The 20,997-nt window shown below is 59.8% G+C and carries 16 protein-coding genes; 3 read left to right on the forward strand and 13 right to left on the reverse strand.

The genetic code is table 11. The features are described 5' to 3' along the window. Positions 1–109: 109 nt before the first annotated feature. A complete protein-coding gene (locus AEB_RS13495; RefSeq protein WP_188115282.1) occupies positions 110–2,113 on the reverse strand; it encodes a helicase C-terminal domain-containing protein in 2,004 nt (667 codons plus the stop codon). 138 nt (positions 2,114–2,251) lie between these two features. Between AEB_RS13495 and AEB_RS13500 the strand changes: the two genes are divergently transcribed. Then, positions 2,252–3,423, forward strand: a protein-coding gene (locus tag AEB_RS13500) for an IS3 family transposase (RefSeq protein ID WP_119081383.1) whose coding sequence is annotated in 2 segments (ribosomal slippage) — positions 2,252–2,516 and positions 2,516–3,423 — 1,173 coding nt in all. Because the reading frame shifts where the segments join, the coding sequence is not laid out codon by codon here. Between the two features lie 57 nt (positions 3,424–3,480). Here AEB_RS13500 and AEB_RS13505 read toward each other — a convergent pair. The 11 genes from AEB_RS13505 to AEB_RS13555 form a co-directional block, all read right to left on the reverse strand. Further along, complete coding sequence (locus AEB_RS13505; RefSeq protein ID WP_119083615.1) at positions 3,481–4,419, reverse strand: YobI family P-loop NTPase; 939 nt, start codon at positions 4,417–4,419, stop codon at positions 3,481–3,483. Between the two features lie 265 nt (positions 4,420–4,684). Further along, complete coding sequence (locus AEB_RS13510; protein WP_172593106.1) at positions 4,685–5,977, reverse strand: MFS transporter; 1,293 nt, start codon at positions 5,975–5,977, stop codon at positions 4,685–4,687. Between the two features lie 81 nt (positions 5,978–6,058). Beyond that, the gene (locus AEB_RS13515) at positions 6,059–6,949 is read right to left on the reverse strand and encodes an alpha/beta hydrolase (RefSeq protein WP_119083617.1); all 891 of its coding nucleotides are present in this window, start codon (positions 6,947–6,949) and stop codon (positions 6,059–6,061) included. Between the two features lie 14 nt (positions 6,950–6,963). Continuing rightward, positions 6,964–8,022, reverse strand: a complete 1,059-nt coding sequence (locus AEB_RS13520; RefSeq protein ID WP_119083618.1) for a sugar phosphate isomerase/epimerase family protein — start codon at positions 8,020–8,022, stop codon at positions 6,964–6,966. Positions 8,023–8,039: 17 nt separating this feature from the next. After that, the gene (locus tag AEB_RS13525) at positions 8,040–9,155 is read right to left on the reverse strand and encodes a Gfo/Idh/MocA family protein (RefSeq protein WP_119083619.1); all 1,116 of its coding nucleotides are present in this window, start codon (positions 9,153–9,155) and stop codon (positions 8,040–8,042) included. Next, entirely contained in the window at positions 9,155–10,378 is a 1,224-nt protein-coding gene (locus AEB_RS13530) for a lactonase family protein (RefSeq protein ID WP_119083620.1), read from the reverse strand. Before AEB_RS13530 ends, AEB_RS13525 begins: the two co-directional genes overlap by 1 nt. 4 nt (positions 10,379–10,382) lie before the next feature. After that, entirely contained in the window at positions 10,383–11,513 is a 1,131-nt protein-coding gene (locus tag AEB_RS13535; protein WP_119083621.1) for a xylose isomerase, read from the reverse strand. Next, positions 11,510–11,983, reverse strand: coding sequence for a C-glycoside deglycosidase beta subunit domain-containing protein (locus AEB_RS13540; RefSeq protein WP_119083622.1), 474 nt, complete (start codon positions 11,981–11,983; stop codon positions 11,510–11,512). Before AEB_RS13540 ends, AEB_RS13535 begins: the two co-directional genes overlap by 4 nt. After that, positions 11,976–13,184: an MFS transporter gene (locus tag AEB_RS13545; RefSeq protein ID WP_231958730.1), complete on the reverse strand. Its 1,209-nt coding sequence runs from the start codon at positions 13,182–13,184 to the stop codon at positions 11,976–11,978. Before AEB_RS13545 ends, AEB_RS13540 begins: the two co-directional genes overlap by 8 nt. 92 nt (positions 13,185–13,276) lie before the next feature. Continuing rightward, positions 13,277–14,941 carry an FAD-dependent oxidoreductase gene (locus tag AEB_RS13550; protein ID WP_119084637.1) on the reverse strand — a complete coding sequence of 555 codons (1,665 nt, stop codon included), beginning with the start codon at positions 14,939–14,941 and terminating at the stop codon, positions 13,277–13,279. A 138-nt stretch (positions 14,942–15,079) separates the two neighbouring features. Next, entirely contained in the window at positions 15,080–17,239 is a 2,160-nt protein-coding gene (locus AEB_RS13555; RefSeq protein ID WP_119083624.1) for a TonB-dependent receptor, read from the reverse strand. Positions 17,240–17,443: 204 nt separating this feature from the next. Between AEB_RS13555 and AEB_RS13560 the strand changes: the two genes are divergently transcribed. Further along, a complete protein-coding gene (locus tag AEB_RS13560) occupies positions 17,444–18,673 on the forward strand; it encodes an ROK family transcriptional regulator (RefSeq protein WP_119083625.1) in 1,230 nt (409 codons plus the stop codon). Here the strand turns inward: AEB_RS13560 and AEB_RS13565 are convergent, their stop codons facing one another. After that, complete coding sequence (locus AEB_RS13565) at positions 18,674–20,047, reverse strand: aminomethyltransferase family protein (protein WP_119083626.1); 1,374 nt, start codon at positions 20,045–20,047, stop codon at positions 18,674–18,676. Between the two features lie 142 nt (positions 20,048–20,189). On the opposite strand from AEB_RS13565, the gene AEB_RS13570 reads away from it, so the two are divergent. Next, positions 20,190–20,930: a GntR family transcriptional regulator gene (locus AEB_RS13570; protein ID WP_231958732.1), complete on the forward strand. Its 741-nt coding sequence runs from the start codon at positions 20,190–20,192 to the stop codon at positions 20,928–20,930. Positions 20,931–20,997 lie beyond the last annotated feature (67 nt).

Below are 20,997 nucleotides of genomic sequence, written 5' to 3' on the forward strand. Positions count from 1 at the left end.
CGTTCCGCTGGTCAGAAGGCAACACCTCGCTCCCGTACCTGCTGGTCGAAGTTGCTCCGGCTCAGGTAGGTTCTGCCTGAGAAATTTGAGAACCATCAAGCCGCGCCGATCAAGGCTCGAGCTTGATCTGCAATTGTTCTAGAGCTGTCACGTCGACACCTTCATCAACGAGACGGTCAAGATAGGCCAGCAGGTCGTCTTGCCGCGGCTGCCCAAATGCCAGCCTGTAGAGTGTCAGGCTGCGTTTGAGCCAACGCAGCCGCGTGTTTTCTCGACTCATCGGTAGCATTGGTACGCGGCGCTCGACCTTCACCGGACCATCAAAAACCCAGTACGGAACCAGTTCGGATTTGCTCGTGGTAGCGCGCTTGGCCGCGTTGAACATCGCCTCCCATGGGTCCGCAGGTTCCTTTGTAGACGTGCGGATTGCATCGGCGTGTGCCCGGGCAACATTGTGCCGGACCGCATGTCCTTTGAACCGGTGAACACGCCCTTCCCTTTGCTCAAGATCGACCGGGTTCCCCGGGAGATTCCAGTGATAGACTCGATAGCAATAGGGATGAAAATCCAAGCCCTCCTGACCAATCGATGTCGTGGCCAGCACGAATGGTCTGAAGGGCGAATTGAACGCATCTCGCACGCTTCCGAGCCGCACTGTTCCGCCTTCATCGTCCTTGTATTCAGCCAATCGCATAGCGAAGCGACCGCGCATCCTGATGGACGGATGAAAGACGACCCTGCCGTCCTCAACTCCCACATCATCGACATCAATCTGGGAGGGGCGGACTGACAAGGCGTGGGTCATGGCCGCGGCCACGCCGGCGACACGTTCACGCTCGGAGCTCCCGGCCAAACCCTCGCCTTCGACGAGATAATGGGCGTACTCGTCGAGCACTGACTGGAGGTTGTGCTCGACACCATGCGTCAATGCGCTGCGCCAGTAATGGTCATCGCGCTCTTGCCGTAGGAGAGCAACGGCGTCGTGCTGATTGAAGAGCGCCCGAAAACCCCAGGCGATTGATGCCGCGGCGTCCAGCAAATGCGGGTCATCCCAAGCCAGTCCTGGCGCAATGCGATGGAGCGCGCGCAATGCACAGACAGCCGGACTTCCCAAGGCTACATCGACCAGCAGATCCAGCGTGTCGTTGTCGAGCTCCCCGAGGGATGCCTCGGTTGCAGTCCTTCGCAACTCGGCGATGTGCTCTCGAAAGCCTTCCTCCTGGATCGTCCATCTGTAACCGAGATACTGCAACCATCCGGAAGACTTGGTCTTCAACAATACGTCGATCGTTGCCGGTGTGGACCATTCTGCATCCCTGCCAGCTACTTCTTCACCATTTTCCTTGGCGAACAGGTGCCCCAGTGCAGTACGAATACGATCCGCAATCGCTGCGCGCATTTCTGCAACCGACAATTGTTGCGGAGCGCCAGAAAAGACGCTTAGCGGATCACAGATTCTGGCCAGTGTTGGTGACGGATAGATCAGGTGCAACGCGCGCATAGCAGCCGGGCGACCATCGACCAGCTTGAACTGAAGCGGACGGCGGCGCGTGGCTTCCGAGTAGGACCGAACCACCGACGCTGCCCCCATCCGCCGTTCGGCTTCGTAGGAAAGCAGTGCAGCAAGCGCATCGGGCACCATCTGCCATGCAGAAAAGACAAGCGCTTTCGTAGCCGGTGCGCCCTCAGATGCCGGACCATAATATGTGACCGCCGGGGGAAGCCAGAGGTGCTGATGCAGCCCGGAGTCAAACAAATCAGCCATCAATGCTCGAAGGCGCCCATTAGCCGGATCAATCGGCTGATAAGCTTCGACCTGTTCGCGACTAATGCCCAGCGCCTGCGCATCGCTCAACGCTGATATCAGGGCCGGGTTCGAATTTGCGGCTTTATCCTTCAGGCGATGCTTAAGCGTGTAATCACGCATAAAATTCAGGAGGTAAGGTGCGGACTTCCAATACTCGATGATTTCGCGCGCATCGACGGCTCGCGCTACGCGGGCAAACGCTTCGGCCTGATGGAGATCCGCAGGTGCGAGCGGCACTTTGATCGATGGCTCCGTCAGCATCGAATCTCGTTCAGCAGTACTGCCAACGCGCTCGGTGCGCGCCATAACGCGCTTCAGTGTACGCTGAACCTTGTTGCGCGCGCGCTTGGCGTCGGTCGCGCTCGTCGGCAGTTGCTGGATGAGGTGGTCCCGGAAATCTGGACAGGGTGCTAAGCTAATCCCGACCTGAGGAATGGACGGGAAATGAAGAAGACGAGGAAGCGGTACAGCGCAGATTTCAAGGCGAAGGTGGCGCTGGAGGCGCTCCGGGGTGACCTGACCCTGGCCGAGCTGGCAGCGAAGCATGGCATCCACCATACGATGATCGCGGCCTGGAAGCGCCAGGCTGTCGAGGGAATGGGGAGCACGTTCTCCGGAGCCGGCGATGCAGCCAAGGCAGCCAGCGAGGCCGAGGTGGAGAAGCTGCACGCCAAGATCGGCCAGTTGGTCGTGGAGCGGGATTTTTTAGCCAAAGCCTCCGGTCGATGAGCGTGGCACGGAGGCGTTCGATGATCGAACCTGCTCACCACCGGCTGTCGATTGCGGCGCAATGCCGGCTGCTGTCGATCAGCCGGTCTTCCTATTATTATGCGCCGGTGCCGGAGACCGACGAGACGCTGGCACTGATGCGGATGATCGACGCGGCGTTCCTCGACATGCCATGGTATGGTAGCCGCCAGATGGTCCGGCACCTGCGCCGCGAGGGCCACGATGTCGGCCGACGACGTGTGCGGCGGCTGATGGCGAAGATGGGCTTGTCGCCGATTTACCAGCGCCCTCGGACCAGCGATCCGAACCCGCAGCACCGGATCTATCCGTATCTTCTGCGCAAACTGGTGATCGAGCGCCCCAACCAGGTGTGGTGCGCCGATGTGACGTATATCCCGATGCGCCGGGGCTTCTTGTATCTGGTCGCGGTGATGGACTGGGCGACCCGCAAGGTGCTGGCCTGGCGGCTGTCGAATACGATGGACGCCGGCTTCTGCGTCGCCGCACTGGAAGATGCGCTGGCGCGCTTCGGTAAGCCGGAGATCTTCAATACGGATCAGGGTAGCCAGTTCACCAGCTTCGCCTTCACCAGCGTGCTGCGCAACGCAGAGGTCAAGATCAGCATGGACGGTCGAGGCCGTTGGATGGATAATGTGTTCATCGAGCGGCTGTGGCGATCTCTGAAGTATGAATGCGTCTATCTCCACGCCTTCGAGACCGGCTCGGAGCTGCGCACTGGCCTCCGGCGATGGATCACCTATTACAACACGCAGCGACCGCACTCGGGTCTCGCCGGGCGGACCCCGGCAGAGGCCTACGGGCGGATCAGCGAACCAGATCATGGGGGGCATGCCCCCCATGATCTGACGACCAGACTGGCGGCATAATCACATCGGGGATTAGCTTAACTTCGTCGCCGACCTGTCCAAGAAGGCGGAACCACCTCAGATGAATTCGAAGAATTTCGTGCGATCCGTGTTGGCGAACATGTCGTCACGCAGCGCGTAGAGGAATCGGACCCTGCGCTTCACGCCCGCATTCTCGTTAACCAGGCTGTTAATCTCCCTCAGGGTTACGAAGATCTCGGCGTTGTCGAACCGATCCAGATCCTCAATGATCACGAGATCGTGGTCCGTCGACTGGAAGAAGTAGATAATCTCGTCAAGGTGGCGGTTAAGGATGGAATCGAGGTCGTCGGAGGCGGGCCGAAGTTCCACATCTTTGAGCGAGATGCTCTTCAACGAGAGGCCGAAGCTGGCGACGTAGAGGTGGTGTATGCTCGCCCACAAAAATGCCGTCGCGAGCGCGAAGCTCGCCAAGTTACGCCAGTTCTCGAGAGCGATTGGATCAAAGAAGCTGCCGTCGACGACTGTCGAGGCCTGCGAGAGGACGTGCCAGAGCGCGATCAGGCCGACGGTCACGAAGATCGAGACGAAAGTGGCCGACAGGCCTGGTGACCTGATCCGCTTGAACCGTGAGAGGGGCAACTTGTCGGCGTCCGCCCCGTAGAGCATCTGCTGTAGGATGCTTCGCTCGATCTCCTGCCCGCTTACCTTTTCGATTTGGGAACCTGCCTCGGGAAGGAAGGCCGCCAAGGATATGTGGAGTGCCGTGCGGTCATACCTCTTCAGGAAAGTCTGTATGATGCTGCTCTTGCCCGATCCATAAGGGCCGGTGAGCGCGATATTTGAAACTTTGGGTCTGCTGAGCGCGTATTCGAGGGCATCCGAGTAGACGCCGGACTTGTCCGCTTGGTCCGTCGGTGCGAGATCGACGAACTTCGACGGAGCTTCGACGGCCTCGTTCTGCCTCCCGATGTCCGCCGCGAAGCCCGAGAGCTTGTCGGCCGACCATTCGAGCGCGTTCTTGAGTATAATTCTCATCGCGCGACGATGTAGCATTGCAACGGCTTCCGCAAATAATCGCGTCGGCTTTTGTCCCCCTAATCCGTTGCGGAACCGTCGGACGCGACGTCAGAGAGTTTGTTTCATAAGATCCGTAAGTTGAACGGCTGCTCTGCCGCGACCTGTCGCCTTTAGCAGACAGTCCGCTTCCGGCCCAGTTTCAGTCGTGCGGGGATCGCATGAGCCAGAGGAACTGAAGACTTCAAGGAATGCAATTCGAACGGATTCTCGGTTCCGGGACACATCAGCCCTTATCAGAAGCTTCAGCAGCCAGACAAAACCTTGCGATCAACCCCGTGAGTAATGCAGCCAACAGCATCGGCACGGCGAACACGAGAAAGCTGGCAAACAGGCTGTGACCGGAACTCAATGCGACCCCGCCAACAGCCGGACCTGCGACAGCGCCTAGCCGACCAATGCCAATCCCCCAGCCGACTCCGGTCGTCTTGAACTCGGCCGGATAAAGTTTTGCGGCAACCGCATACAGGCCGCCAAAGCCGCCTTGGACAAGAAAGCCGATTGCGAACAGGCCGATGAAAAAGATCAACACGGGCGTATGAACAGCGCCGAACGCCAGCATCGCCAAGAAGGCGAGGATGAAGAAGCCGACGATCAGCAAAGCCAACTCGAACTTGGCAGCAATCCAGCCCAGGCAGAATAGCCCGACTAAAGCCCCGAGATTGAACACGGCGCTTCCGTTAATGGCGGTTGCCAGCGAGTAGCCAGCGGCGATGGCCAGGCGAGGTATCCAGCTCGTCAAAAAATATAGCGTGAAGAACGAAGCGAAGAACGCGCCCCAGAGCAGGATTGTGCCAAGACGATAACTTGAACCAAATAGCTTGGCAATTGGCGGCGATTTCGACGCTGAGCGCCCTTCGGGCAGTGCCTCGATTTCAGCAAGCCGCTGCGCCGCAAGGTACCGGTTTGCCTTGGCGAGCGCTCCGCGTGGCTGCCGCGCCAACAGGAAATCGATCGATTCCGGCAGGGCTACCAAGACGACCGGTACAATGATTGCCGATGCCAGGCCGATCAGCACGAACATACCTTGCCAACCAAACTCCGGAATGATCCAGCTGCCTGCCAGACCTGCCAGGGTGGCACCGGCAGGATAGCCAGCCGTGGCCGTTGTCACAGCAAACGCCCTGTAGCGATCAGGTGCATATTCCGAAGCCAGGGCAGCGACACTGGCCAGGATCGAGCCGATACCCAGTCCCGTAATCACCCGCAGCACTGCCAGCATCGTCAATGACGTTGCCAGCGCCGACAGCAGCATTCCCAATCCGATAATGACCGATGCGAGGACGATGACCTTCTTACGCCCATAGGTATCGGCAAAAGGAGCCAGGAACAGCGCCCCCAGTGTCATTCCGGCCAGCCCACTGCTGAACACCAGCCCGAAAGCTGCGTCGCTAACCTGCCATTCTTCAGTCAGGACGGGTGCCACGAATGAAACGACCAAGACGTCTGCGCCGTCCAGCATGTTCAGGACAAAGCAAAGAATCAGAGTCCTGACCTGAAGGGCACTCCAATTCGACACTGCTACAACTCCTCTAGCCCAACCAACCATTCGCACATTTGCGTCAGGCCGTTGACGTCGCGGTCAATGGCCGGACGCTGGTCACTGAAGCTCAAGCCAGTTCAGGTACTGCTCGATCCAGCCGTCGCTGGTGGTCCCCTGCGGCCTCATGCCAAAGCCGTGCCCACCGCCGGAGAACAGATGGAACTCCACCCGATTGCTTTCGGCCAACCAGGATTGCAGTGGAGCAAGCCCGGATTGTTGGAACAGCGGATCATCGACCGAAATCGCATAGAACAGGTCAGGACGAGCCCCGCTCCCGACGGGCTCCGGCAGCGGCGGGTAAATCAGCGCAACATGATCAAGCAGTTCGGCTTGAGAGCGTTCTTCCAGCAGGCGAATTGTAGTGTGTGCACCGGCTGAGAACCCGATTACTCCCAAGCTGTCTGGATCGATGTTCAAATCATCAGCCATCGCTCGCACGACATCAATCGAGCTTGCCAGGTCATCCATGGCCATAGGTTGTTCGACCAAGGTGCCGCTGCCGAGACTTCCAAAGCTCGCCAGCACTTCCGCCGCAAATTCGTCGGCATCTCTTGGAGTGCTGTTGTGCCGGTATTTCAGGACCAGCGCTGTGTAGCCGTTCGCTGCAAGTCGGTTGGCCACATCGATGCCTTCACTCCCGAAGGAAACAAACGAATATCCGCCCCCCGGTACGACGATGACCGCTCGACCATTTGACCTGCCGACGGGCGGTCGAACAACATACAATGCCGGACGACTTACGTTGCGCACCCACATCTGGTTAAAGACGCGGTTCCACTGTTCGGTATCTTGCGTGTCGGCGGGCACGGTTGGGAGCGGAATTGTCTCACCTATGAATGCGGGAAGTTCTTGTGCCACCAACGGTGGAAATGAAGGCCCGGCTTCCTGAGCGTAGGCAGGTGCTATGCATAGGCTTGCAGCCAAGGCAAGAATTTGTGTGAAGCGCATGCCTTCCTCCCGGACTAGTCCGTTATTCCCATCACGCGCTTGTTGAGGTCGCGGTCTGCGTTACCCGCAGCGAAGTCGTCGAAGGCGTGTTCGGTGACGCGGATGATGTGATCGGCGATGAATGGCGCGCCTTCAGCCGCGCCTTGCGCCGGGTGCTTCAGCGCGCACTCCCATTCGAGCACGGCCCAACCGGCGAAATCGTACTGCGCCATCTTCGAAAAGATGCCCGAGAAATCGACTTGCCCGTCACCCAGCGAGCGAAAACGACCAGCCCGATCTACCCATGACTGGTAGCCGCCGTAGACGCCCTGCCGCCCGGTCGGGTTGAACTCCGCATCCTTCACATGGAAGCACTTGATGCGCTCGTGATAGATATCGATGTAGTCGAGGTAGTCGAGGCATTGCAGCACGAAGTGGCTGGGATCGTAAAGGATGTTCGCGCGCGGGTGGTTGCCGGTGCGCGCGAGGAACATCTCATAGGTCACGCCGTCGTGCAGGTCTTCGCCGGGATGGATCTCGTAGGCGATATCAACGCCGCAATCGTCGAAGTGATCGAGGATTGGCAGCCAGCGACGCGCCAGTTCGTCGAAGGCGTCTTCCACCAGCCCAGCGGGGCGCTGCGGCCAGGGATAGATGTAGGGCCACGCCAGCGCGCCGGAGAAGCTGGCGTGGGCGTTGAGGCCCAGCCGCTTGCTGGCCGTGCCTGCCTTCTTCACCTGGTCGACCGCCCATTCCTGCCGCGCCTTGGGATTGCCGCGCACGTGTTCTGCCGCAAAGCCATCGAACATGGCATCGTAGGCCGGATGCACGGCGACCAGCTGACCTTGCAAGTGAGATGAAAGCTCGGTGATTTCGAGACCATGCGAGGCGGCGACACCTGTCACTTCATCGCAGTAGTCTTGGCTGTCGGCAGCCTTCATCAAGTCGAACAAGCGTCCGTCCCAGCTGGGGATTTGGATACCCTTGTAGCCTAGGCCCGAAACCCATTCGCAGATCGCGTCGAGCGAATTGAACGGGGCTGAGTCGCCCGCGAACTGGGCGAGGAAGATCGCCGGTCCCTTGATCGTTTTCATGTGCTCTCTCCCGCTTCTCAGACAGTCAGGTCCACCCAGCCAGCCTCGTTGGCGCTGGCGCGGACGGCGGTATCGATGAAAGCCATGCCGCGCAGCCCTTCGGCAATGCCCGGCAAGCATGGCGCATCCTCACCGCGCAAGGTGGCGGCAAAGTCACGGTAGATATTGGCGAAGGCTTCGAGGTAGCCTTCGGGATGGCCGCCCGGCGTGCGGGTTCGCGCCGCGGCGAGCGGACCGACCGCGTCGGTACCGGTCTGGATCGTCTCTATCCGGCCATCGGCGTGGAGTATCTCCAGCCGGTTCGCATCGTCCTGCTGCCAGCGCATCCCGGCCTTGTCGCCATAGACGCGGATGCGCGTGCCGTTGAGCTCGCCCACTTCGATCTGGCTCGCCAGCAGCACGCCGCGCGCACCGTTGGCGAAGCGCAGCAATACGGTGCAATCGTCGTCCAGCGTACGACCGGGAACCACCGCATCAAGGTCGCCCAACAGGCGCGTGACTTTCTCCCCGGTAACAAATTCGGCGAGGTTGAAAGCGTGCACACCGATGTCGCCGATGCACCCGCCCGCGCCCGCCTGCGCCGGATCGACACGCCATTCGGCCTGCTTGCCCTCAGCGGGTTGCGACAGCCAGCCTTGAGGGTATTCGACCACGACCTTGCGCAAGGTCCCGATAGCGCCAGCAGCGATCCGCTCGCGCATTTCGCGGACCAGTGGATAGCCGGTGTAGGTGAAGGTGACACCGAAGGGCAGGCCCGCTTTGGCGACCGTTCCTGATAGTTCTTGCGCTTCAGCCAGCGTTGCGGTCAATGGCTTGTCTGTCATGACCGGAAGACCCGCCGCCAGCGCAGCGCGAGCAGACGGCAGGTGGTTGTGGTTCGGCGTAACGATCGAGACGAAATCGATCCCGTCCTCGCGAGCCTTCTCGGCAGCGAACATCTCGTCCAGCGAGCCGTAAGCGCGGGCCGGATCGATCAGATACTGAGCGGCAGCTGAGCTCGATCGATCAGCGTTTGAAGAAAACACACCCGCGACCAATTCGATTTCGCGATCAAGCTCGGCAGCGAAGCGGTGCACCGGACCGATAAAGGCTCCCGGTCCGCCACCGATCATGCCCATCCTGAGACGACGCATCATTTTGCTCCTCTTCCACTATGTGTCGGCTCGAGTCTGGCAAATGCTACGAACGCGGGATCAGGCACCGTCGCCTGCGCCAACAAGGTGAGTGCGCCAGAGCGATCGCAAACCGAATATGATGCCACGAGGTCAGCCGGTCGGTCGGCGACCATCAGAAAGCTTCCACCCGGGGCAAAAGCAAAGCTGCGCGCTGCTACGCCAGGGTGCAGGGACTTGGCCAGCGGGACCGAGCCTTGGCGTTCGAGTTGGCCGTCCTGCCCGATTGCAAACCAGGCGATGCAGTCCTCGCCGCGATTATTGGCATAGACGAACCCGCCCTGTGGATGGACCCGAATTTCAGCAGGTTCATTCGGGCCGTCATAGCCGGACGGCAAGGTGCTCACCTGAGACAGTTCTTCGAGCATTCCCGTTGCGGCATCAAACGCCAGCGTTGCTATCGTGGACGCGAACTCGCAGGTCGCGAAAGCAAGGCCGGTTACCGGATCGAAGGCGAGATGGCGCGGCCCGGTTTCTTCGGCCAATTGCAGAACGAAGACCTCCTCCAGCTTCGCGCTTAGCTGGAAGACGTGAATGCGGTCTGTGCCCTTGTCGCAGACCAGCAGGAACTCGCCCGAGGGATCGATCACAGCGCTGTGTGCATGCGGGCCGGACTGCGCGTGACCGCCGTTTTGCGGCGAAGAATTGGGGTCTTTGCCATGGCCTGAAAAGAGGTGAACGTCGCTAGCCGGTTCGATCCGACCATCCGCTGTCAGCGGAAAGACCGAAACCGTAGAGTCATCGTAGTCGAAACGAGTTTCCCAATGGCCATCGTCGCGCTGAACCAGTTTCTCGACGTGGGTGAAGCCCGCATGGTTGGCGCTGACGAGCAAGCCTCGCTTCGGGTCGTGCGCAAGGTAGCAGGGGAAGGCACCAAGAGATGGTCGGGAACCAAGGTGGGCAAGTTCCCCAGATTCAAGATCGAGCCTCAGCGCATGGACCGAAGACGCTCTGCCCACCGGCCCGCGCCCATCGGTCTTGACCTCGTTCACGGCGAACAAGGTTTCGGTCGCCGGCGAATAGACAAGGTAGCCAGCTTCTTGCGGCACGGAATGGTGACCGAGTTGTTCGATATTCCGGCCATCATCGCTGATTTCGAAGGTGTAGATGCCGCCCGGACCACCGCCTTCACCAGCGTAAGTGCCGACAAAAGCAAGAAGACGATTTGCAGGCCCTTCCGCCACGATATTAGGCGTCCACCGGAACGCGCAGCAGTCGGCGCAGCATTTCGTGATGGCGGTGGACCTGCTCCACCTCGTCCATCATTTCAGCGCGCGTGCGGTCCTGCGAGTAGCGCTGACCTTCATATTCGGTGTTGATGTAGCCGGTGAAGCCACCTTGTTGCAGAGCGCGAAGGGCACCTTCATAATCGATGGCGATGTCCTGATACTCGCCGGGTCGCCCCGGGATTTCGGACATATGATTGAACTTGCCGTGGCAGCTGACGACGTGTCCGGCAAGCTGGCGCATCGTATCAAGCCCGGTGTTCGACTGCATGATCGCCTCGGCGACGACGATGTAGTCAAGCTCGCCGGGTTGCTCGACGCGCGCATCGGCGAATGCTTTGAGTTCCGAAAACGGGCCAGCCAGTTCCGCCACAGCTTCGCCAGTGGTCAGGTAGCGTTTGAAAGCTGCACGCAGATTGCCCGCAGTCTCCAGCGACACGGCGTCGAGTGGAAACGGCCCTCTGTCCTCGCGCAGGAGCAGGGACAGTTCCACCGCTGCCGCGCTTGCTTGCGGGCTTGCACCGCGACGTTCGTATTGCGCCAGAAGGACTTCAGTGGGGCGAAAACCAAAAATGCCGAAATCAGGCACGATGCCCAAACGGTCAGTCCCTTCGCGCTCGGCAAATTCAATGATCTCGGTAACCTGCCTGCCTTCCAGTTTCATCGGCTGGTGCACTTCCTTGCCCAGCCTGAGGTCCAGCTTTTCGGCAGTCGGCAGAGCCATCACCATGACCTCGAACGGACAGGTGGAAAGCACGCGAACATTGCTGAAGCCCAGCCGCTTGGCGAGATGCATGTCGCGAATGAGGCGATCCGCCACTTCCTCGTAGGACATGACATGATCGCGGAACTGGAGGACGTCGAAAGACACATCCATCGTTACCGGAACCGTGCCGTACCGTTCCATCCACCCGAACCACTGGCGCACGAACTCCTCGCCCGGATCGGGGTAACGCAGGCTCATTTCATCAACGATCTCGATACCGTCCGCGCCCGGCAGGTTCTCGCCCACTTCGCGGATCTGGTCTTCAAGCGTCAGCTCGCGAAAGAACTGTGACTGCTGGTAGCTATAGAGTGAGACACCGAGCTTCATGCGAGCACCTGTTCGTTGGGCTGGAGTTCGAGTTCGTAGGTTACCACCTGCGGTGTCTTGTCAGAACCCGCGCCGGTGCCAGGTTCGGGTGGCGCTTCCACCCACGCTTCGTCCGTGGGCAGGTAACCATAGGCCGCGATCACGCATTGCTGGAAATCGATCACATGCGTGCCGGGCTCAAGGCCGCCGGGCTTGCGAACGTGGAGTATGGCTTCGTCGTCATAGTCCCAGTGCTCCCAGACAGCCTTTTTGATCTCCTCGAAGCTGCGTGGCGGCTGGCCATTGACCTCGAACGTCTGCGCGTCACGCGGGAAGACGGTGCCATCAACGCACAGGTAGTAGCCGGTGTGCAGCGAGAGGAAAACGCCGCGATAGTTCGCGATCCGGACGGCCATCGAAAAGCCGACTACCTCGCCATCTTCGACGTCGTTGCGGAGGCTATCCTGGCGGATAAGGTAGTTATCAAACATTGTAGTCTTCCTTGGGCTTCTCGCCCGCGGGCTTGGATGGAAACAGGGCGATCCAAATCACGGTAGTGGCGACCGCAAGGCCGACCGGAACCCACCACATTGGGACCCATGCGCTCGCTCCTTCAGCCACGTTACGCGTGACGAAGGCCGCGAAAAGCTGGCCAGACAAGGCCGATCCAATCGCAGCACCAAAGCCGGAGATCATCAGGATCAACCAGCTCTGAGCCTGCGCAGCCAGACGCGCAGGGGCAATCTTTGCGATGAACATGGCGGCGATCACGATGAAGTAGTCGTTGCAGATGCCGTGCAGCGCGACGCCAACGACAGCGAAAGTGTTGGAACCATCGGCTGCCAGAATGAAAAGCAGGAAGCGCACGCCCCACATGGCCATCCCGAACAGCATCGCCGCCTTCATGCTGATCCGCGCCAGGACGAAGGGAATGGTGACGATGAAGAGCACTTCGGACAATTGCCCAAGTGCCAACACGCCTGCGACATTCTCGAACCCCAGCGCACCAAGATATGGCGAAGCAAAGGCGTTGTAGAATGCCAGCGAAATCGAAGTGAACAGAGTGCATCCCATCAGCACCGCGAACTTGCGATCACGGAAAAGGCTGAGCGCATCGATGCCGATGACGTCTCCAAGCGAGAACCTTGCGCCTTTGGCCGGAGGGGGGCTGGCGGGGAGCGTAAGTGCATAGATCGCGAGCGCAACCGCACCTGCGGCGGCGACATAAAATACATTGGTCGAAGCGGAGAAGCCGAGTGCACCGACTGTAAGGCCTGCCACGACCCATCCAAGCGGACCGAAAACCCGCACATAGGGGAAGATCCGCTGCTGCACGCCAAGTTCAGCCAGAGCGAGCGAGTTCACCAGTCCAAGCGTCGGCTGGAAGAACAGCATATGTACGAAGATCATCGCCAGCGTCGTTCCAGTCGCGCCGCTGGCAATGAGATTGGGGATCGCGAAGAGGACGATCGCCCCGGCCACGTGCAGCAATGACAGCAAGACGCGTGGCGGCAGGTAGCGGTCACCGATCGCACCCATGAAAAGCGGTGAGATGATCGCGGCGACTGCACTCAACAGATAGGCCTGCCCAATGATGTCGGCAGCGCCATTGGTCGCCAGCACCAGTCCCAGCGTTGCGAACCAAGCTCCGAAGACGAAGAACTCGAGGAGCATCATGGCGCTCAGCCGCATTGCAAGCGTGCGATCGCCTCCACTCAGGGGGATGACTTCGAGATTGGCCTCGCTCGCCGGGGGTGTTGCAGGTCCTGCCATCGTGTCCTCGTCTAGAGCTCCCCGTTGGTCATTGCCTTTGCGGCATACTCGCCCGCACGCAGGCTCAACGCCATCAAGGTAAGAGTAGTGCCCGAGCAGCCGCTGGTTGCGAAGCTGCTGGCATCGGTCACGAAAACGTTCGGCGCGTCCCACAACTGGTTGTGCGGATTGAGCACCGACTTTGCCGGATCATCGCCCATGCGCGCGCCGCCGCTTTCGTGGATCGCGGCACCCATTGCCATGCTCTTGCGGAAATTGGTGCGGAACAGGAAACGGCTGAACCAGTCTGCTTCCGGGAAGGCGCCCTCCCCCTTTTCCTGCAAGCCCAGGTAGGAACCAACGAACTGGGTACCGAGGCCAGCCGCGGAAGCCATTTCGTCGATAGCCTCGACCTGGCGTGCGAGCATCGCCTTGTCGTTCTCGCCCATCGCACAGGCAATGTGCGGGATCGGCATGCCCCACTTGTCCTTGCGGCGACGGTCGAGCGAGACACGGTTGTCCGCCTGCGGCAGCATTTCGCCGAACCCCATGATGCCGAACTTGGCAGGCTGGTCGTCCCGCGAGAAGAGCCTGCCGATGGTGCCCTGGAAGCCGAACCCGCGAATAAAGTCCGGGTCACTGCGATTGCCGAGGTTGGCGAAACGCGGAATGTAGACGCCGCCGCTCACGCCATAAAATGGATCAGGCTCGACAGTATCGTCTGCTTCCCAGCCGGTCCGACCGGGAACAGTGCCCATGATCATGCTCGGCAACTGATCCATGAAATAGCGACCAAGGTTGCCAGAGGAATTGCCAAGCCCATCAGGATGACGGTCCGAGCTTGAATTAAGCAAAAGGCGCACCGTCTCGATCGCCGACGCGCCGACGAACACTGTGCGACAGCCTACCTGATGCACTTCGCGCGTTTGCCGATCGACAAACTCGACACCTGTCGCTTTCCCGGTCGTGGGATCAGTCACGATCCGCCGCACCACCGCATCCGAGCGAACGTCGAGATTGCCGGTGTCGAGTGCCGCCTGAAGTGGTTGGGGAGTGCGCTTGATATTGGGCGGCATGTAGCGCCACGAGATCGCGTGGCGCTCCTCCCATTCATTCTCAACCTTCGATTTGAAGTCGGCTTCGGCCTCGGTCAGCTTCGACGGACCAGCATAGACTCCATCAGGAAGGTTGGGGATCCCGTCTTTGCAGCCACGAATGCCAAGGGTCTCTTCGACACGTGAGTAGTATGGCGCGAGATCGTCATAGCCAATCGGCCAGTCTTCCCCGTAACCGTCCCGGCTGGCTGCCTTGAAGTCTGCATCCGACCAGCGCATCAGCACCCGGCCATATGTGTGCAGACGCCCGCCAAGCTGCTTGCCCCTGATCCACAGGTACGGCTTGCCGGGAGGGGTCGAATAGGGATGCTCGCGATCGTTCACGAACAGGTGGCGCTGATGCTGGCTGTATAGAGCAACGCGCGATTGCAGCGGCTGGCCATCGAGAGCCGCACGGATGCGCGCCCACAGCTGGATACCTTTTTCACGCGGTCCCTTGCCGTTGACCGGGAAGTCTTCCATGGTGATGGCTCGACCGGCTTCCAGCAACAGGACATCCAGCCCGTGTCGCGTCAGTTCCATCGCGGCGAAGCTTCCCGCCGCCCCGGAACCGACAACAATCACATCATAGGCCGATTTCATGTCCATCATCCTGTCGAGTTCCTAGTCCGGTACTAGGCCAGCCGCCACTGTTCTCCGGTTCAGGGAGTCCTGGAGGCTGGGCGGCACCCGGACATGAGGTCCGGGTTCCAGGGAGGAGAAGTAAGTCTCGGTGTGGGCCTAGAACTGGAAGCCAGCGCGCACGCCGTACTGGCGTGGATCTGTCAGCGTGAAAGCACCCAATTCAAACTGGCCAAGCAGCCTGTTGTCTTCCAGATTGCGCGCAAACGCCTGGATGAACCATGCGTCATCCGGAGCGAAATAGCCGAGTGTCAGGTCGGTGCGGGTATAATTTTCCTGCGCGATCTGGGCGCCGGTATTGCCATCGGTCACGACATAGGAGCTTGAGAACTTCAACGCGGCGCTGCCCGAAATCCGGCCACCATTGGCGAGCTCGAAATCCTGCGTGATGCCGATCCGGCCAGACCATTCAGGCGAACGGTCGAGCGGTGTACCAGCAAAGTTCAGGGTTGGATCGCTCTGTAGCGGGAAGAAATCGTTATATTCCGCATTGAGATAAGCGAGGCTGTAATCGATCTGCGTTCCGGGACCGAGACGCAGCCAACCTTCGGCTTCGAGTCCAACAATATCGGCACTCGGAATATTGCGCGTAACTTGGCCACCGGTCGACAGAACGAGGCCAAGCTGTAGATCCTTGTAGTCGTACATAAAGCCGGTCAGCGCGAAATACAGCGCTTCGTCGAGCACGGTACCCTTGATCCCGGCCTCATACGAGGTGATCGTTTCCGGCTGGTAGTAGAACGGCACCGGAGAGACGTCGGCGGGAGAGCCATCGTTAAAGCCACCAGCCTTGTATCCGGTGGTGACGTTGGCGAATGCCAGAACGTCAGGGTTGAGGTCTGCTTCCAGTCCTACGCGCCAGGTAAACTTGTCACCTGAAATGCCGCCACCTGGATACGTTCCGTCAAAGATTGTGCGGCAATTGCCGGGTACGCTGCAAAAGCCTTCAGCTTGCAGGAAGTCTTGGTATCCCAGTCGGCGCTTCTTGTCGTCAGTATAGCGGAGGCCACCCGTTACCCGGAATCCGTCAACTAGCTCGTATGTCGCCTGACCAAAGACAGCAGCGGATTCGGCTTGGGTGTCGATATCGTAATCCAGAACAAAGCCGACGTTCACGAAGTCGAGGTTTGGTTGAACGTGCACTTTTTCCTTGAAGTAGTATGCCCCTACGACCCATTCCAGCGGTCCGCCACCGTTCGAGGCCAGCCGCAGTTCGTGAGACTGCTGGTTGCTGTCACCAACGTTCAGGAAGTCACCGTTTGAGGTAAACGGCACGAAGGGTGCCGGGATATCGTTGCGCGAAGCCCGGTCGCTGGCAGAGGTTTCGCGGTAGCCGAACAGGTAGGTGAGGTCGGCAAAGTCAAAGCCGTGGTTCAGTTCGACGGTTACGCCACCGGTATTGCGGCGACCGAAGGTATCGCGGCCCGGATTCTGGTACCGCAGGCTCTTGTCGTCGTTCTGGGCCAGCGCACGATCGAGAGCGATCGAACCGGCGCCACTGTTGCGCAGCCAGGCGTAGTCGCCCGATACGAACAAGTCGGTGGCATCACCCAGTTCAGCACTGAGGCTGACACGCATCGCAAAGTCGTCCTGGCTGTCGAGCGGGTCGTTGCCGTCCTGAGTGGCCGTGAAGCCATCGTGACGGTTGTACGAACCAGCCACGCGTAGAGCCACTCCGTCGGCTAGCGGGGCGTTGATCATGCCATTCAGGCGAACGGTATCCCAGTTGCCGTACTCGGCTGAGCCAGAAGCTTCGAAATAGTTGCGCGGACGGGCGCTGATCACGTTGACCACACCGGCCGTGGCATTACGACCGTAAAGCGTACCCTGCGGCCCGCGAAGGACCTCAACCCGTTCAACGTCGAACATGGTCGCGTATTGGTCGGGGAAACGAGCGATGTAGATGCCGTTCAGGTTGAACGCAGTCGACGGGTCACCCTTGTCAGTGAAGTCAGCACTGGCCACGCCTCGAATGCTGAAACCGGCGACACCCACCTGGATGTTGGGCAGCACGTTGGGCAGATCGGTCGCGCTAGTGACGCCTTCCGACTGCAGTTCGTCGCCCGAAATCGCGACGATAGCGCCAGCGACATCTTCAAGCGCCTGCTCACGGCGGTTTGCGGTGACAACGATGGTGCCGCCAGAGCTGTCATCGCTGGCTGCTGCGCCGTCGACATTTTCTTGAGCAATTGCCGGAGCCGACACGGCCATAGCCACGCCGAGCGCGAGCGTAGAAATTCCGGTGCGAACAGAAAGCATAGCATCCTCCCAAAGAGCGTTCGAGTTCTCAGTCTCGAATCACATCCAAATGTTGTGGGATCTTTCTACCGTTCGACCGTTCACACCCTCAATCTCTTTATTGTTCGCGTCTGGAGCGCGAATTTCGCTAAAACTGCAGAAGTCGGCGCTTGACCATTCGGATTTGGAACATAGAAATCAGAACCAAGTGGCAGGGTGGACGAGATGGGCAAAACTCCTAATCGCACCGATCGGACCGCGAACGTCCAGTTGGTGCTCGATCATCTCAGGCAGAAAGGGCCATCGACGCAGGCTGAGATCGCCCGCGCGACGAACCTGGCGCGAGCAACAGTCAACAATATCGTGCAAGCCCTGCGCGATCAGGGAACGCTCGAATACAACTGGAAGAACAAGCGTGAGGCGCTCGTTTCGCTTTCTTCTGCACGGGGATCGATCGTTTCCATCCTCGTGCATTCTGGCCAGGCCGAAGCAACCCTGTTCGACTTCCAGGTACAGGAGCGGATCACGCTCGATGTTGCGGCTCTCAGGAATCCGGATGACCGGATCGGCAGCCCCGAAGAAGTATTGCATGTAGCCAAGGGGGCCATCGCGATCGGTGCCGCGCGCAATGCTCCCGTTTCTGGCATCTGCATCGCCATGGAAGGGCCTATCGAGCGGCGGTCAGGTATGATCGCCCGGTGGGCATGGCAACGCTATCCCGACTGGACCAACCTGCCCGTGTTCCAGCACTTCGATCGACATCTGCGTGTGCCATTGGTCGTCGACAACGACGCCAACCTCGCCGCATTGGCTGAATGGATGTGGGGCGTCGGACAGGGCCACAACGACTTCGTCCATCTCACCTGCTCACAGGGCATCGGCGGGGGCATAATCATCGATGGCAAAATCTATCACGGCGGCACCGGATTGGCCGGTGAGATGGGTCACATGGTGATCGAAGAAGATGGAGAGCTGTGCTTCTGCGGCAGCCGCGGCTGCCTCACCGGCTTCGCCTCAGAGCGCGCAATCTTGACGGCGCTTGGTAGCATGGACCACCGCAAGGACTCGCTCGATGAAGTTGTCGAGAGTGCCAAGGCTGGTGATGCCGCCTGTCAGAGGGTTCTCTACGAGGCGGGCGTCCACCTGGGACGTGCGCTTGCAACCGTTGTGCGGGTCCTTGGGCCAAGCATGGTTTCGCTAGGCGGTACGCTAGGCGAGGCAGGCAGGTTCGTTTTCGACGGACTGCACTCGTCGCCGGAAATCATCAATCTCCGGGCGATCGGCACAGCTGCAGAGTTTCGCGCTTCCGAAGTTGGCAAGGATGCCGCCATGCTTGGCGGCGTCGCGGCGATCCTTGCGCAGATCAACCTCGGATTGGAACGGGTCGATCCATGGATGAAGAGCCCGGCCCCTGCGGCGAGTGAGAAAATATCGCCGGAGCCGGACTCTGACTGATCAGGCTGCAAGATAGGGGCGGTAACCCTCACGCACCTTGCTTTCGAGCGGGCTCGAAGAGACCGTGGCACGCACGGTGCACTGACGGTGACGTTCGACCAGCGGACGGTTGGAGCCGCCATTGGGTTCACCCCAGGTCAGTTCCACCTCGTCACCTTCGGAGACGGCGCTGGAGTCGAGCAGTGCCAGCGAAATCCAGCGACGAGCGTTGGAGCTGTAGACGACATAGGTCGAGAAACCGCCGATCTTTTCGCCGTTCTTCATCACCGTATCGAAGGGGAAGGTGGCGTAGTAGGCTGCCGGTGCTTCCATGAACTTGCAGCGTTCATCACCCTCGTTGAACTGCGAGCGGAAAATGTCCACTACGTCTTCGTTGTTCCACATCAGGGTCACCTTCTTCAGGCGTGGCTCGTCCTTGGCAGCGACCAGGGCGTCACGACCAATGAAATCGCGGTCGTAGTCGATGAAGTTGTACCCGGCGTCCCAGGGCCTGATGTAGTAGTCTTCGATGCGATCGCTGACCATGCTGCCGCCAAGCGAAGCGCCTGCCTCGAAGCCACGATCCGGCAGCCATTTGCGATAGTCAGCCAGCTTGGGGTCAGTATACACCGCAGGCAGCACAGAGGCATACCAGCCGCTCTCGGTGCTGGCGGTGGAGTAGGCGCGTGCGCCACCCTGGATCAGGCCGAGATCGCGGCCCGCTTCAAGGATCGTCTGGCGCACTTCCTCAGCTTCGTCAGCCGGACCCCAGAGCTCGAGACCGGGAGCGGCTGCCATGCCGTGCTTGAGTGCACGAACGTTGCGACCGGCGACCTTGATCTGGCCCATGTTGAAGAACTTGATGTCCTCGATCGGACCTCCGTTCACGCGCTCCAGGACTTCCCATGCCTTGGGACCCTGCACTTCAAAGCGGAAGGTACGGCGACCACGAGTACTGGCAATGGTGCGCTCGTCGCGTTCGACGACGACGTCATAACCACCGGCAACAGCGTTGTACTGCACCCAGTTGGGGATGTGCGGGCGACCGACCAGGTTCACGCGGTGATCGTCGAGGCCGAACAGGACAGCGTCGCCAATCACCTCGCCATTGTGGTTGCAGCAAACGAACTGCTTCGCCTTGTTGCGACCAAAGTTCTTGAACTTGTTGATACCGAGATCCGACAGCAGGCGGATGGTGTCAGGGCCTTCGACATAAAGGTCCGGCATGTGGTGCGACTGGTCGAGCAGGACCGCGGTGTTGTTCCACGCCTCGCATTCGTCGCGCCAGTTGGAAAATTCCGGCGCAACCGGGAAAACGTAGCTACCGATCTGCGAATTGCGCAGCATTTCGAGCGCGCCGCCCGACTGATCAATCTTGTCCTGCAAAGTGCCCATGGCGTCTCTCCGATTTCGTTGCTTCGGCGCTGCACCTACGCCAGCACACAAGTCGGCTCAACGATTTTTGTATCCCAAACTTGAACGATCGAGGTCATATTCTCGGATTTCTGCGGGATATTCGCGCTCTTGGTATCCCAAAATGGGCAAAAAGGCCGTCGAAGTGATTGACAAGGGCTTCGCTGAGCCTTCCAATAAGCCCATGCAAAATGGTTCACTCGAAAACACCGTCAAGGAAATGATCCTTCGCGAAGACCTAGCTCCCGGCGAGCGCCTGACCGAAGCCGGTCTGGCAGAACTCCTTGGCGTCTCGCGCACTCCCGTCCGCAGCTTGCTACCAATGCTCGCGGCACAGGGATTCCTGGAGCCAGTAGGGAAGCGCGGATACGTCGTTGCGAAATTCGGCGAGAAGGAAATCTTCGACGCGCTGGACTTGCGTGCCATGCTCGAAGGCTGGGCCGCGCGAAAGCTGGCAGAAGAAGGCGCCAGCGAAGAAGTCCTTGCCAAGCTGGACGAATGTCTGGCCGAAGGGGATCGCCTGTTCGACAAGGGCAGCTTCTCTCTGGACGACGAAAACCGCTACGGCAGCATGAACGAACGCTTCCACCGGCTTGTGATCGAAGCATGCACGTCGCCGATCCTGACGACCTTCATGGAGCGGCTCGAGCACGTGCCATTCGTCGCACCCTCGGTCATCGTCTTCGACCAGATCGGTCTACGCAAGGCATTCGAAATGCTGCACCGCGCCCACGGCTTCCACCACGCAATCGTCGATGCAATCCGCGATCGCGACGGCGCACGCGCCGAGTTCCTCTTCCGCGAGCACGCCAATCATCAGCGTGTGAGCATGTTCGCCCGGCGGAAGGCGTCAGCGAGCGCTTAAGCGAGTATTCGGCCGACAGCGCATATTGGCACCGCATCCGCAAGCGTGGAACGTCGCCCTCCAACTA

This window comes from Altererythrobacter sp. B11 (genome assembly GCF_003569745.1).
Classification (GTDB): domain Bacteria; phylum Pseudomonadota; class Alphaproteobacteria; order Sphingomonadales; family Sphingomonadaceae; genus Croceibacterium_C.